This window comes from Sphingobium sp. (assembly GCF_033795625.1).
GTDB lineage: Bacteria > Pseudomonadota > Alphaproteobacteria > Sphingomonadales > Sphingomonadaceae > Sphingobium.
Window position 1 is genome coordinate 41,242 of the sequence record NZ_JARYGI010000006.1, and the last position, 14,203, is coordinate 55,444.

At 63.5% G+C, this 14,203-nt stretch carries 9 protein-coding genes; 8 read left to right on the top strand and 1 reads right to left on the bottom strand.

Translation table 11 applies throughout. The annotated features are described in order from the left end of the window. Window positions 1-3: 3 nt before the first annotated feature. From QHC67_RS04515 to QHC67_RS04550, 8 genes are read left to right on the top strand one after another with little or no spacing between them, the layout of a single operon-like run. A complete protein-coding gene (locus QHC67_RS04515; RefSeq protein ID WP_319291581.1) occupies window positions 4-1,506 on the top strand; it encodes a glycosyltransferase in 1,503 nt (500 codons plus the stop codon). 16 nt (window positions 1,507-1,522) lie between these two features. Then, window positions 1,523-2,614: a hypothetical protein gene (locus tag QHC67_RS04520; protein ID WP_319291584.1), complete on the top strand. Its 1,092-nt coding sequence runs from the start codon at window positions 1,523-1,525 to the stop codon at window positions 2,612-2,614. 43 nt (window positions 2,615-2,657) lie between these two features. After that, window positions 2,658-3,317, top strand: a complete 660-nt coding sequence (locus tag QHC67_RS04525) for an alginate O-acetyltransferase AlgF (RefSeq protein WP_319291587.1) — start codon at window positions 2,658-2,660, stop codon at window positions 3,315-3,317. Between the two features lie 9 nt (window positions 3,318-3,326). After that, window positions 3,327-4,745 carry an MBOAT family protein gene (locus QHC67_RS04530; protein ID WP_319291590.1) on the top strand — a complete coding sequence of 473 codons (1,419 nt, stop codon included), beginning with the start codon at window positions 3,327-3,329 and terminating at the stop codon, window positions 4,743-4,745. 10 nt (window positions 4,746-4,755) lie between these two features. Further along, a complete protein-coding gene (locus tag QHC67_RS04535; RefSeq protein ID WP_319291593.1) occupies window positions 4,756-5,853 on the top strand; it encodes an alginate O-acetyltransferase AlgX-related protein in 1,098 nt (365 codons plus the stop codon). A 5-nt stretch (window positions 5,854-5,858) separates the two neighbouring features. Further along, entirely contained in the window at window positions 5,859-9,593 is a 3,735-nt protein-coding gene (locus QHC67_RS04540; protein WP_319291597.1) for a right-handed parallel beta-helix repeat-containing protein, read from the top strand. Then, the gene (locus QHC67_RS04545) at window positions 9,590-11,632 is read left to right on the top strand and encodes a tetratricopeptide repeat protein (protein ID WP_319291600.1); all 2,043 of its coding nucleotides are present in this window, start codon (window positions 9,590-9,592) and stop codon (window positions 11,630-11,632) included. The genes QHC67_RS04540 and QHC67_RS04545 overlap by 4 nt, the downstream gene beginning before the upstream one ends. Continuing rightward, a complete protein-coding gene (locus tag QHC67_RS04550) occupies window positions 11,629-12,999 on the top strand; it encodes a hypothetical protein (protein WP_319291602.1) in 1,371 nt (456 codons plus the stop codon). The genes QHC67_RS04545 and QHC67_RS04550 overlap by 4 nt, the downstream gene beginning before the upstream one ends. On the opposite strand, the gene QHC67_RS04555 is transcribed toward QHC67_RS04550, so the two are convergent. Beyond that, window positions 12,983-14,101, bottom strand: coding sequence for an alginate lyase family protein (locus QHC67_RS04555; protein WP_319291605.1), 1,119 nt, complete (start codon window positions 14,099-14,101; stop codon window positions 12,983-12,985). The genes QHC67_RS04550 and QHC67_RS04555 overlap by 17 nt on opposite strands. Between the last annotated feature and the right edge of the window lie 102 nt (window positions 14,102-14,203).

Sequence of the window (14,203 nt, forward strand, 5' to 3'; positions counted from 1 at the left end):
GCCATGCGTGGCCTGATCATTTACTTCCTGGTGCTCGCCGCCCTCGCTTATCAACTGGATGAGAGTTGGCTCGACCCGGTCTCGCCTTATTATCTGGCGTTGATCGGCACCATTGGCATCTGGCGATATGGATGGGCGGCCATCCATATCACTCGGGCCATGCTGTACCTGCACATCGTCTTTCCGCGCATGCGCCGGAAGGTCGAGGCGGCTGGCGAATCCGCCATGCCAAGCCATGTCTACCTGATGGTGACAAGCTTCCGGATAGACACGGAAACGACCCGCAAGGTCTATCACTCGGTCTTCAAGGAAGCGGTGGAGTCGGGCCTTCGCTGCACCGTTGTGGCGTCGCTCGTGGAGATGGGCGACCAGCGGCTGGTCAAGCAGCTCAGCTCGATGGCCGGCGAAACTGATCTGGTCGACCTTAAATTCGTCCGGATCGCGGGAACCGGCAAGCGCGACGCTCTGGCCGAAGGATTCCGCCTGATCGCCCGCGCCGCGCCGCCGCCGGATGCGATCGTCTGCGTCATCGACGGTGATTCCATCCTTGAGGATGGCGCCCTCCGCCGAAGCCTGCCCTTTCTCTCGGTCTATCCCAAGGCAGGTGCGTTCACCACGGACGAAGTCTGCAAGGTCGAAGGCCGTGAGATCTTCCGCCAGTGGTACTCGATGCGCTTTGCCCAGCGCCAGATTCTCATGTCATCGCATGGTCTGGCCAAGCGAGTCCTGACGCTGACCGGGCGCATGTCCGCCTTCCGCGCCGATCTCGTCACTGACCCCGAATTCGTGCGCCAGATCGAAGTCGACTGGATCGACCACTGGCGTCTTGGCCGTCTCAAATTCCTGACAGGCGACGACAAGTCGAGCTGGTTCTTCCTGCTCCGCCGCGGCTGGCAGATGCTCTACATTCCGGACGTCAAGATCGTCACGATCGAGCATCCGCCGCACAACAGCTTCCTCATCGGCTCGACGCAGTTGATGGTCCGCTGGTTCGGCAACATGCTGCGCACCAATGGCCGCGCGCTGAAGCTTGGCCCCCGCAACATCAGCTGGTGGACCTGGTGGTCGATCTTCGACCAGCGCATTTCGATGTGGACGTCGCTCACCGGCCTCGTCGCGGCGATCCTGGCCAGCATCTTCATCGAGCCGACGCTGATCCTCGGATATTTCTACTGGGTCGCGTTCACTCGCCTGCTGCAGACGATTGCGCTGCTCACCGTCCGGCAGGACGTCAGCTGGACCTATCCGTTCCTGCTTTACTACAACCAGATCTACGGTTCGATAGTAAAGACCTACATCTTCTTCCGCCTCGACCGCCAGAAATGGACCCGGCAGAAGACCACCAACAGCAGCGCCAACACCAGCTTTTTCAAGCGCTACGTTTCCGTTTCATCTTTCTTCGTTCACTCCTTCGCCATTCTCGTCCTCATCGTTTTCGTCGGAAACTTCATGAGAGCCTTGACTGTCGACAGCGTGAGGAACGTCGATCTGATGTTCAGCGAATAGTGATCAAGGAGGACTTATGAGCACAGCCGCAACGATTAGCCATGAGGCGGCTAGCCAGCGTCAGCACACCCGCATGAAGGTGGCTGCGCAGGCCATCATCGAGGGCAAGGTGTACCAGACGTCCGACTGGTCCGTCGGCGGCGTGTGTATCAAGGATTATGACGGCAAGGTCGCGATCGGCGACATCCTGCTGCCCCAGATGCGGTTCAACTTTGATGGCTTCGACATGACCATCGATGTCGAACTCGCCGTCCGTCACATCAATGAAGAGCAGAACATCATCGGCGGCGCCTTCTCGCAGATGAGCTGGCAGCAACTTTCGCTCCTGCACTTCGTCCGCGACGCCTATCTCAGCGGCGAAATCGTCGATGCCGGCGACATCCTCCACGTCCTTCAGCGCGACAACAGCGCCCGCGTCCGCACCAGTTCTATGCCTGAGGCCGAGATATCGCCGCGCCGCGCCCTGTTCGACGTGCTCCGCCGCAACTTCGGCCTGCTGCTGTTCGTCGTCGCGGCCGTTACCCTGACGGCCTATGTGCTGATGAACCTCTATACGCGCACGTTCGTGGTGGCTGCGGAAGGCGCCGTCACCAGCCCGTTCGGCACCGTATTGCGCGCGCCGACCAGCGCGACCGTCACATCGTTCAGCGTCAAGTCTGGCGACAAGGTGGAGCCTAACCAGATCCTCGCCTCGATGGAGCGCATCGATGGGTCGGTGCTGAACGTCGTCGCCAACTGCCGCTGCATCGTCGGCGAACGGCTGGCCCAGCTTGGCGCACCGCTGTCCCGCGCCGCGCCGATCATCAGCCTCGCGCCCCTTCGCGGCAAGGCCGAAGCCACGCTGGTCGTGCGGCTGAAGGAACTGCGCAAGGTCAGCGTCGGTGATCGCGTCGCGGTCAACTTCTTCAACGACGACAGCGAGGCGATGGGCCGGGTCAAGAGCATCCTGCTGCCGGGCCTGACTGATCCCGAAACGCTGGAACGCACGGGCTTGCGCGTGCCCGATCTGGCGGGATCGGTGGTCGTGGAATTCGATAACCCTGTCGACGCAGGACGCCTGGGCCAGCCCGTATCCGGTCGCGTGCGGACGCTGCGGCTGGGGCTCTGAACCCGGCCTGGGCTGCGAAACTCGGGTGCCAAGGGTAAACGGAATGGACGGACTCATGAAATATTTCACGCATGGCACTTTATCTGCGGCGGCTTTCGGCACGGCGCTTACTCTGTTGGCAGGCGCGGCCGTAGCCCAGGACGCAACTCTCTACGCTCCCCCACCGCCAGCCGACGCGGCCGCAATCCGCGTGATGACAGCGGGCGGGCAGGCCCCCGCAGTGTTGGTCGGATCGACACGGTTCCAGCCCAAGCCCGGCCTGCCCAGCGGCTATCGCCATGTGAAGCAGGGCCAGCTCCCCGTCACGGTCGGCGCGCAGAAGGTTGCCCGCCCGTTCGCCGCGGGTCGCTATTACTCGATCGTCACCGGCAATTTCGGCCGCGAGCAGTTCCGCATCTTCTCGGACCCCAAGCCTTCGCTCAGCAAGGCAACGGTCGTCTTCTACAACCTGTCGTCCATGGATCAGGTGTCGCTGAAGACGGCAGACGGCAAGATCACGCTTCAGCCCAACGTAGCCCATGGCGCTTCCGCAAGCCGTGAAGTAAATCCGCTACGCGTAGGCTTCGCCGTCTACCAGGGCAGCCGAAAGCTCGGCGAAGTTCCCGCCGTACAGCTCCGCCGCGGCGCGACGCTCGGCATCTTCCTGACGCAGGCTGGCCGCCCGCAAGTGTTCAGCGCCCCCGGCGCAGCGATCGGGCGGTAACGCAGACGCATGGTATTCTCCTCGACCATATTCCTGTTCCTGTTCCTGCCGATCTTCCTGGCGGTTTATTATGTGACGCCGACGCGGCTTAAGTCGCTGACCATCGTGGTCGGGTCGTATATTTTCTACGCGTGGTGGCGCGTGGATTATCTGCTGCTGCTGATCGCGATCACGATCTGGGCATACAGCATCGCGCTGCTCATCGACCGATCCGTGCAGGAAGTCTGGCGAAAGCGCTGGACGGTGATCGGCATCACCGTCTCCCTGCTGACGCTCGGCTACTTCAAATATGCCAATTTCGCGCTGGATTCCTTGAATAGCGTGCTCGGCACCACCAACCACCCGATCTTCCATGCCGACCACATCATCCTGCCCATCGGCATCAGCTTCTTCACGTTCCAGGCGATCAGTTACATGGTCGACATCTACCGCAAGGATTCCCGTCCTGCGCGGTCACTGCTCGATCTGGCCGCGTTCAAGGCGCTGTTCCCGCAACTGATCGCCGGTCCCGTCATCCGCTACAAGGATCTGGACGAACAGTTCGCCCACCGCACCCACAGCGTCGAGAAGTTCGGCGAAGGCGTCGTGCGGTTCGCGCAGGGTTTCGCGATGAAGGTGCTCATCGCCGACACCATCGCGCCCATGGTGGAATATTGCTTCGCGCAGCCCAATCCCACCACGCTCGACAGCTGGCTGGGCGCGCTTGCCTACACGGCACAGCTCTATTTCGACTTCGCCGGCTACAGCAGCATGGCCATCGGCCTCGGCCTGATGATCGGCTTCCGCTTCATCGAGAATTTCGACCAGCCCTATGCCAGCCGCTCCATCACCGAGTTCTGGCGGCGCTGGCACATCAGCCTGTCCACCTGGCTGCGCGACTATCTCTATATCCCACTAGGCGGCAATCGCGGCGGCAGTTTCGCGACCTATCGCAATCTGTGGCTGACGATGGTGCTTGGCGGCATCTGGCACGGCGCGGCCTGGACGTTCGTGCTGTGGGGTATCTGGCACGGCAGCATCATGGCGATCGAGCGCGGCTTTGGCAAAGGCAAGGGCGGGCAGTTCTTCCGCTCCGCCGCGGCGTCATGGACATTGACCTTCCTGTTGGTCGTCATCGGCTGGGTCATGTTCCGCGCGCCGTCCGTAGAGACCGCCTTCAACGTCTATCGCGGCATGATCGGCCTGCACGGATGGAGCCTGTCGCCGGAAGTCGCGTGGCAGGTCCGCGGGCTGCAGGTGGCGATGCTGATCGCCGCCTACGGGATCATCTTCCTGGGTGCGCTGCGTGTGTGGAACGTCACCCTCATTCGCGCAAGCTGGCCCCGCTCCCCGGCTCTCGTCGCGGCAAGCTGGGGCGTGTTGCTGGTGTTCTCCGTCGCCAAGCTCTCGGCCGACAGCTTCTCACCTTTCCTGTATTTCCAGTTCTAGGCCCGCAGTCATGACCGCCTCATCCGATCAGCAGACCAACCGCTATTCGGCCTTCATGGGCATTGCCCTGCTGGGGTTTGCCGCGACGCTGGCCGTGCTCAATCCCTCGACCTGGATCGGCAGTCTCGCCGTGCCGTTCACGGACGGCCAGTGGGCAGGGCTGTACGGCAAGAATTTCGACAAGACGCTGGCCCTGACGCAGCCCGCAAAGGACGCCTTCGGCACGCTTTCCTATATCGGCTTCCGGGAAGGCCGGCCCGGAGTGCTCGTCGGGTCGGACGGCTGGCTGTTCACGGACGAGGAAATGGCTCGGCTCGATACGCCGCGTGTGGCGTTCGCGGACAAGATTTCCTTCATCCGCGCCGCCAAGGCCAAGGCAGAAGCCGCCGGAACGCAGGTCATCGTCGCCCTGATCCCCGCCAAGCTGCGCGTCTATGACGACAAGGCGGGGCGCTATGGCTTCATGCCCAAGCTGGCGCCTGTCTACACCGAAACCGTGACGAACCTGCAGGGCAGGGGCGTCCCGGTCGTCGATCTGCTTGGCCCATTTGTCGAGAACAGGTCCAAGACGCAGCTGTTCCTCAGAACCGACACCCACTGGACGCCACAAGGCGCTGAAATCGCTGCCCGTGAAGTAGCGAAATCGGTGATGAAGGCGGGACTGCTGGCGGGCGAACCCGCGTCCGGCGAGTTCGTGTTGAAGGAAGGCAGTCCGAAGGAACATCGCGGGGACCTGCTGGCGTTCCTGCCGCTGCTCGACGTCGCGGGTCCCAAGGCTCCCGCCCCTGATTTCATTCGCACCGGCGAAGCCGTGGAACGCCCCCCTGCAGGTACTGACGCTGGCGACGCCCTGCTCGGCGAAGACACGTTGCCGGTTGCGCTAGTCGGTTCCAGCTACAGCTTCGACCGCCGCTGGCAGTTCGAGGATCAGCTGAAAGTCGCGCTGCGCACTGATATCCTGAACGCAGCGCAGGAAGGGCAGGGGCCTTTCAAGCCCATGGCCGATTATCTGGCCAGCGCCGAGTTCCGCGAAAAGCCGCCCAGGCTGGTGATCTGGGAAATACCTGAGCGCTATCTCTGGGCCGCCGCCAGAATGCCGAGGCTTTGACGTCCATGGATATGCCTACACCCTCCATAGCGACCGATACGCCGAGGACCGCCGCGCTCAAAGCGCGTGCCGTCACCTGGCTTACGGCGCATAAGCGCGCCTCGATCGCAGGCGCCGCTGCCGTGGTCTTGACGGTGATCGTCGGGCTCGTCCTGCTCGTGAAAGACATACCGCACGGGCAATCCTGGTCCATCGGCGCGACACAGGATGTCCCTCAGCTTTCTTCGGTCGACGTCGCCAATCTCGATCGGCGACTACTGGAACTGAACGCCGGTTCGCCGGATTTCTCGGCCAAGGCGGACGCCCATCTCGAACTGCTGTCGACTTTGAAGCTGGTCGACGGGCGCGGCGACATTGCGCTCGATCGGCACCTGCTTCGCTTCATCACAGTGATGCGCGCCAAGATCCAGACGCCTGACGCCAGTGTCGGCTACGAATTTGCCGAACAAGCGTTCAACCTGATGGACGATGTCGGCCTTCGCCAACGCGCTGCCCGGAAACTCGGCGTGCTTACCGTCGCCAGACGCATTCCTCCACCGCAACGTGTGGAACGTCTTTTTCGCATATGGTCCTACATGGATCGTAGTTGCCAGAAATCGGGCAGCAGCTGCGACCGCCTGACGCATGACTTCGCGCTCTATTTCGCCGCCCATGCCAGCGTGAACGCCGACGCCCAGCAGACTGCCTTCCTGCTGGCGCGCCGCATCGCGAACCCGCGCGAGCGCACCACCGCCTATAGCGAGATCGGCACGCTGATGATGCGCCAGTTCAATCTTAACCGGAGCGACGCCGGTCTGGCTGCCTTCATAGACATGGCGCTGAAGACCCGGCAGCCCAAGCTCGCGCTCGGCGCCGCTGCGGCCTTCCCGATGCGCCGCGCCGAAGATCGCGACGTGATGCTGCGTGCCGTGGCCGAGACGCTGCTCGACAAGCGCAACGTCGTGGATGCCCTCGACGCTGGCCTCGCCATCTCCGGCACGGCGTCACGCGATGCTGCTTTGCTGCGCGTCGTCAATGTCGGCGCGAACCGCGGCTATATGCACGAGGCGCAAGTGGCCGAACCCGCCATTACCGGTAGCGAAACCCGTACGATGGCGCGGATGCTGATCGGCGTGTCCTTGGTCAAGGCCGGTTATGCCGCGCAGGGAATGCCTTATCTGACGGACATCGTGCGCTCGATCTCCGCAATGCCGGATGGTCCCGCCCGTCAACTCGCCGCCGCCTATGGTGCGCGCGCAATGGCCGAAACAGGCGATCTAAAGGCGGCGTCCAGCCTGCTCGACCTCTCGACCTCCGCCAGCGAAGCCCGCGACGACGCACTGCTTGCGTTTGCCGACGTCTATGCTCGGACGAAAGATGCCGCTGGCATGGCGGCTCTGGCCGACGAGGCACAGGGACAGTTGGCGGGAGAATTGCAGGGCCGCGCATCGGCGATCGTCGCCCGTGGTGGGGATTTCAGCCGTGCGGACGCGATGGTTTCCGCACTCTCCGACGACAGGGCATGGCTGCAGGCTGCTGCCCGACTGGCCCTCAGCGCCGATATGCCAGCGGCATGGACGGCCACTGCCAAATCGCGCCTTGAGAAGATCTTCACGAAAGAGCCGGCTCTGTGGGATGGCATAGCCTTTGCCGACGCAGCCTTCGCCGCGACATCGGGCGATCTCGAAGTGGCCGCACGCAGATTGCCGCTGGTCGCCGATGCCCGCCTTCGCGCCGATGTCGCAAAGCGCGTCGGCATTGGGCTGGTGCGCAAGGGCAATTACGATGCGGCTCTGGCGCTCTCCGGGCAGTTCTCCGCCAATGACGCTGCCGACCGCGATGCGTTCAAGGCTGCCGTCTCGCTCGAACTCGGGAAAATGGGCGCGATCCGTCTGGCGGCCTATACGGTCAGAGGCATGTCGGATGTCAACTTGCGCGTCCGCACATACCAGACGCTGGCCCGCTCGCAGGCCAACACGCTCGACCGTTTCACCGCGTTGAAGGGAGAGAGCCAGCCGCTCTCGCCCGATATGGACCCGGCTCTGCGCCCCCGGACCGAGATCGAGCGCTATATCTATGCGACCTTCGACGTGAAGCAGCAGAAGCTGGGTGACTTCATTCCCCGCCTGCCCGACAGCGACCGCTTCGATGCCGATTATGTACGCGCAAATGTGCCGCAGAGCGACGACAGCGGTGTCCTCGACATCGTTCCGCTGGTGAACAACGACTATAACAAAAAATTCCTGACCGCCCGATCCGTTCAGGACGACTGGACTCTCGTGGGCGCGACCATCGTCATGGCCGCGCAGGGCACGCGTCACCCCGTATATCTTCATCTGAGTCAAGGCCGCCTCAGTGCGCCCCAACTCTGGGAACAACTGGTGATGCGGGGGCAGGGCAACTTGCTGGCGCGCACCGGACGCACCTACACCCTGCGCGCGCCGCTGTTCGTCAGCGAAGGCGCGACGCTCACCCTGAGCGCCAGCGACGTGGACACGATGCGGCTCTCGACCGAGCGGGCCAGCTTCATCGTCAACGCCGGCAACATGCACATCGCAGACACGACGCTGGTCGGCTGGACGGAGAAGACCGCGGCGCCGACCGAGATGACCTACGAGAGCCGCAATGACTTTCGCCCCTTCTACATCGCCTGGAGCAACTCCACGACACGCGCCGTCGGCACGCAGTTTCTCAACCTTGGCTACGCGTCGGGCAAGGCGTACGGCATGACGCTGACTTACGGCCCGGTAACGCTGCTGCAGCGAAATGTGGAGCAGGTCCGCCCGCCGACGGGCACCTTCGTCGAGAACAGCTTCCAGAACATGCTGTATGGTTTCTACAGCTACGAAGCCAATGACGTGCAGGTCGTCGGCAACGAGTACCGCGACAACATCGTCTACGGCATCGATCCGCATGACCGCTCGCACAAGCTGCTCTTCTCCTTCAACACCGTCTACGGCAGCCACAAGAAGCACGGCATCATCGGATCGCGTAATGTCGAAGATAGCTGGGTCATCGGTAATCTTGCCTTCGACAACCACGGCTCGGGCATCATGATGGATCGCTATGCGGGCCGCAACATCATCTATGCCAACACTGCGTTCGACAATCACGCCAACGGCATTTCGATCTATGAGAGCCCCTGCAACATCATCTCGTCCAATGCCGTCTTCAAGAACGGGCGGTCGGGAGTCACGGTCCGCAACAGCTGGAACGTCGGCATCTTCCACAATGAGATTACGGACAACGGCAACCTCGGCATCGAAGGCTATTCGATCGAGTTCGTGACCAAGCCCGGCGCGCCCGAACGTAACCTGCTGCTAGACCCCTACGAGCGCTTCCTGTCCGCCGCAGCCGCTTCCAACACGCTGAAGAACAACAAGCAGGGCGGGATGGGCATGATCGGCATGGGCGCGATGCTGCTGCAGGACAACACGCTCATCGGCTCGTCCAAGCGCATGTTCCTCAATGACCTGAAGCTGGCAGAGCGCGATATCGGCGCGCGTCAGGCGGATGGCGTGATGGTCGGCGGAGGCTGCCCGAAGCCCAAGCGGCCCTATGCCTGCCCGTTCGTCCAGCAGAACTTCCTGTCGCGTGAATTGCCGCTCGTCCCCGCCGCTGGCCGTCCGTTCCCGTCCTGCTCGGGCCGCACCATCATCAACGCAGCCACCAGGCAGGGGGGCCAGCGCTTCGCCGCAGAGGTCGTCCGCGAAGATGTCGATGCCGATGCCGACGGGCAATCCGTGGGAGGCGGCCTGTGAACAAGTCGGCTTTGATCGCGGGCACCGGGCTACTCTGGCTGCTGGCAATGGGTATCGGCGGCTATGTATACAAGGTCGCGCCGCCACCGCCGCTCGAACAGGCGGATGCCGCCGTCCGTCTTGCCGCAGCGCAGGACGACAAGCTCGCCTTCGACGCCAGCATCAAACAGCTTGAGGCGCTCTCGCCCGGCCTTGCGACGCTGCGCCGTTATGAGAATATCGGGCGGTCGGTCATGCCGCTGACCCCGCAGCAGGCGGCGGAAATGAAGATCGCCGCGCGCAAGCAGACGATGGCCGACCCGATGACGCGGGACGAAGCGACGCGCAAATATGCCTTTGAACTGGCAAGCCAGCCCGCCACGGCCTCGCGCGGTGTCAGCATCCTGCAGGGCATGGCCTCGAACGGTGACACTGCCGCCACCGCCCTGCTTGCCGAGAGCCTGGAAAGCATCAACATCCGGCGGGCCGAAGTCGGGCCGCTCTGGCGCTCGATTGCGCTGAAGCGGTCGCAGGCTGCGTTGAAGACCGCCGAATTCCTGGGATTCCAGCCGCGCCTCACGCTGACCTCCTACGAAGCGCGCGATTATCGGCGCGTTGCCGAACGGCTGATGCGGCGGGAAGCGGCGGACGGCAGCATCACGTCGATGGTGAACCTGGGCGATCTGCTGCGCGAACGCGGCGACGCTACCGACATCGCGCAGGCGCGCGACCTGTACGAGCGCTCTATCGCCCTGGGATCGGTGCGCGGCATGGTGCGCCTGGCCGAACTGCTGTTGAAGCCCGGTTTCAGCAAGGAGGAGTCGGAACGCGCTTTCCGCCTGCTGCGAGGCGCAGTGGCGCGTGGATCGGCTGGCGCATCCTACATCATGGCGGAGAACTATCGCCTTGGTCGCGGCGTCGCCGTGGATAATCGCAAGGCGTATGCCTACTATCGGGCAGCCGCGCGCGGCGGCAGCTCGGGGGCACAAGTGCGGCTTGGCGACTTTGCGGCAGATGGCGTACTCGGGGCGCCCGATCCGAAAGCCTCGTTCGAATGGTATGCGCGCGCTGCGACCGGAGGCAGCGCCTCCGCTTACACCAAGCTGGCGCAAGCCTATCTCCCCGGCGGCCTCATGCCGCAGAACAATGAGCGCGCCGTCGAATATCTGACCGAGGCCGCCAAGCGCGGTAGCGTGCGCGCCATGTCGGAACTGGCCGACATCTATCGCTTGGGCCAGATCGTCGACCGCGACATCGACTTGTCGAACGAATGGGCCTTGCGGGCCGTCAACTCCGGCAGCACGAACAACGGCCTGCGCATCATCGCTGCACAGGCGGTGGTCGTCGGCGGCACGACGCCTGCCGAACTCAACCGCGCGCAGGACCTGCTGAACCAGGCAATCGCCAGCGGCAGCGTCGAGGCGCGCACGAAGCTGGGCGGGTTGTTGCTGTCCATCGGCGATCCTGAAAGCGCGAAACAGGCTACCTCGCTCTTCAAGCAGGCAGCCGCAAGCGGCAACGGCGAAGCGCTGGCCTCCCTCGCCGCGATCTATGCGTCGGGCAACGGCGTGCCGGTCGATCCTGCCCTCAGCTTCCAATATTTCAATCTCGCCGCCAGCCGTGGAACGGCGGCTGGCTTCCGGGGCATGGGCGTCGCCTATGCGTCCGGCTTCGGTGTCGCGAAGGATCTCAACAAGGCCGTCGAATATTACAAGCGCGGCGCGGCGCTCGGCGATATCAAGGCGACCATCCTGCTTGCGGGCTGCTACATCGACGGCTGCGGCAGCGCGCCTCAGCCTGCCAAGGGCAATGCCCTGATCGTCAGCGTCTTCGGCCGCGGCAACAATGACGTCGATTTCCAGACGGCCATACTGATGCTGAAGGGCGAAGCCCCCGGCTCCGAACTGCAGGCCCTGCGCATCCTCAAGGAAGCCGCCCGCCGCGGCTATGGCCCGGCGCGTCAGGTGCTGCGCCAGATGGGGCAGTTCGACCCGCGCGAGCAGCAGAAGGTCAATGAACAACGTCGCGAGACGCTCCTGCTGGCAGGTGAGAAAGAATGACGGAAACTCCTGCAGTGACACCACCGGCGCCTGAAATTCGGCATGGCTATTGGCGCTTCGTCGTCATCGCCTTGCTGCTGTTCGTGTTCGGCAGCATCGCCGCCAACATGGTCGCCACGCGCGCCAGCGACGGAGCGGCGATCCAGAAGGCGTTCAGTGACGGTGCCCTGGAAACGATCACGCCAGTGGACTTGGCTCCCTGGTGGCTTCTCGGCCGCGCGCAGCTCGACTGCCAGCAATTCATGCCGCTCGCCGCCGACCGCTTCGACGTGGCCGCATCGATCGCCCGTCCGAAATTCGTCCTCAGCGACCGCAAGGTGAATGCCTGCACGCTGCTGGCGAGCGTTGCGGAGCGCAAGCGGCTGTCGCCGAACATGCGCGAGCTTCTGCGCGAGGATGGGTTCTTCACGGCAGGCAGCACCGTGCTGCCTGCGCTTGCAGTGATCGGCGTCCATGCGACGCGGTGGATCAACACGGCGCTGCTGCTGGCGGCGGCTGTCGGCGGTCTCTGGTTCGCGTGCACCAGCCACAGCCATGGCGGGCGGCGCGATCGCATAGCCGCCGCATTGTGCATGATGATCGGCAGCGCCTTCCTGCTTGCCGTGCCCGGTTCGCTGACCGCGATGCCGACGATGGCGCTGCTGATCGGGAGTCTTTGCGGCGTGCTCTACATGCTGGAAAAGAACACCGCCGGCCCGGAGCGGATCGCCAAGCTCGCGCCGTTGCTCGCCGCCGCGCTGGTATCGCTCGATCCCACCGGCGGAAGCGTCCCCGTAGGTCTTGGCTGCATCCTGTTCCTGTCGCGCATGCTCGCCCCGACCGATCAGGACCGAAAGGTCGTGCTCCGCAACGGCGGCCTTTACGTGCTGACGGTGGTCCTGTCCTGGCTGGCTTATGCAGTGGCGGCCGGGATGGCGGGTGAGTGGCGGGACGTACCCGAAATCCTCGCTTCGCTGTTCCTCGACGTGCGCGAAGTCAGCTGGATCACTGATCTCGGCGCCGGCGCATTGGGCACCTACCAGTGGCTCAGCGGCGAATCGATGATGGGGCCGCTCGGTGCCTTCGACCTGCTGTTTTCCGTGGCCTGCGGGCTGCTCCTCTACGCCGCCGTCGATCCGCTGGACCAGCAGGGCAGGCACCGCGAGCCAATCGTCACCGCATTGCTCGCCATTGCGCCGGTGCTATTGTGGGTGCTGCTGTATCCCGGACACTGGCGGCGTGCCGAGGACCAGTATGTGCTGCCTCTGATGTGGTTCATGTCCGTCGCGCTCGCGGCGCCTTTCGGGCTGCTGATCGAAGCGGCGCGCCGCATAGCGCGCCGCCGCTCGACCCTTGCGCTCGAAACGCAGGTCAGTCCCGTTGCTTGACCACGGACCCTTCCGAAGCCACGGCCGGGCTGTACAGCTGCGTCAGGTCGCCGCCCAGACGCGTCGACGCCATCGGCCGGTACTTCGTCATCCACTTCAGCACGCGCTCGTCATGGAACCGCGCATAATAGGGCTCCATCCAGGCGAGGTTGGACTCATTGTACAGGTCTTCCTGCTTGTACCCGGCCTTGTCCCCGATGACGTTCAGGTTATCGAGCGCGGCGATGTTGAGGTCGATCAGCTTCTGCAGCCTGTGGCCCTTCTCCGCATACAGCCCAAGGCCATTCACTTCGCCCGCTTCGGCGATCATGATCAGCGGCGCGAGCGCGAACATGTGGTAGCTCGCCGCCCGCTTGCGCCGCTCCATTTCCAGCTCCAGCGAGCCGTCGTCGCGGATCTGGGCCAGTGCGAAGCGATAGCAGTCCACGCCCCAATCGAACAGCTTCCTGTCGCCGGTCGCCAGCCCCGCGGACAAAACGCCCCACGCCGCCCAGTACAGATGGTTGTTGCGGCGGCTCTTCAGCTCGGTGCGCGTGGAGAAGTCCTCCTTTGCTTTATATGCGACATCGCTAATCCACTTCTTGATCCGCGCCTTCTGCGCGGTGTCGGCGGATGCGGATTCGACCTTCAGATAGGTCGTTGCGAAGGTCCCGAGTTCCCACTTGCGCACCGACTGTCCCTGACGGTTGATGTTGCCCAGAAACGCGCCGCCCTTCGCCCATCCATCCAGCCATGTGAGGGCGCAATCGGCCTCTGCATCGGCACTGGAACTGCCCTCGACATAATTGTCGGCGCGCTTGACGATGAACTTGCTGAACGCCTTGATGGGAGCGATGTCGGCCAGATATTCGGACTCCGCCTCTGCATCCACGACCGAGCTGTTGTTCAGCTTTCCGGCGGTTTCGCCATATTTGCTGACAGTCTGGATATCCACCACGGCGGGCGGCGGCGCTTCGCAGCTGAACACCTCCGTGTCCTTGCCGGGCGCCAGCCGGGCAAGCGCCGGATACAGCGCCGCCGGTTGCCACTCCTGAGCGGCGCAGGCGGTGAACGTCGACGACAGCAACAGGTACGAGGCAGTCTTGATAACGAGGCGGTGCATGCTTCCTCCGGGGATTTCAGGAAACCAAAATGAAACTTCCAAAGCCGTCCTATTGCGTCCGGTGCGCCGCTGCTAGCATCTTATCGATTTCGTTTGCATTAA

Bases quoted from the DNA above. Each gene is read 5' to 3' on its own strand.
- QHC67_RS04515 (WP_319291581.1), top strand. From the start codon at position 4: ATGCGTGGCCTGATCATTTACTTCCTGGTGCTCGCCGCCCTCGCTTAT.
- QHC67_RS04520 (WP_319291584.1), top strand. From the start codon at position 1,523: ATGAGCACAGCCGCAACGATTAGCCATGAGGCGGCTAGCCAGCGTCAG.
- QHC67_RS04525 (WP_319291587.1), top strand. From the start codon at position 2,658: ATGGACGGACTCATGAAATATTTCACGCATGGCACTTTATCTGCGGCG.
- QHC67_RS04530 (WP_319291590.1), top strand. From the start codon at position 3,327: ATGGTATTCTCCTCGACCATATTCCTGTTCCTGTTCCTGCCGATCTTC.
- QHC67_RS04535 (WP_319291593.1), top strand. From the start codon at position 4,756: ATGACCGCCTCATCCGATCAGCAGACCAACCGCTATTCGGCCTTCATG.
- QHC67_RS04540 (WP_319291597.1), top strand. From the start codon at position 5,859: ATGGATATGCCTACACCCTCCATAGCGACCGATACGCCGAGGACCGCC.
- QHC67_RS04550 (WP_319291602.1), top strand. From the start codon at position 11,629: ATGACGGAAACTCCTGCAGTGACACCACCGGCGCCTGAAATTCGGCAT.
- QHC67_RS04555 (WP_319291605.1), bottom strand. From the start codon at position 14,101: ATGCACCGCCTCGTTATCAAGACTGCCTCGTACCTGTTGCTGTCGTCG.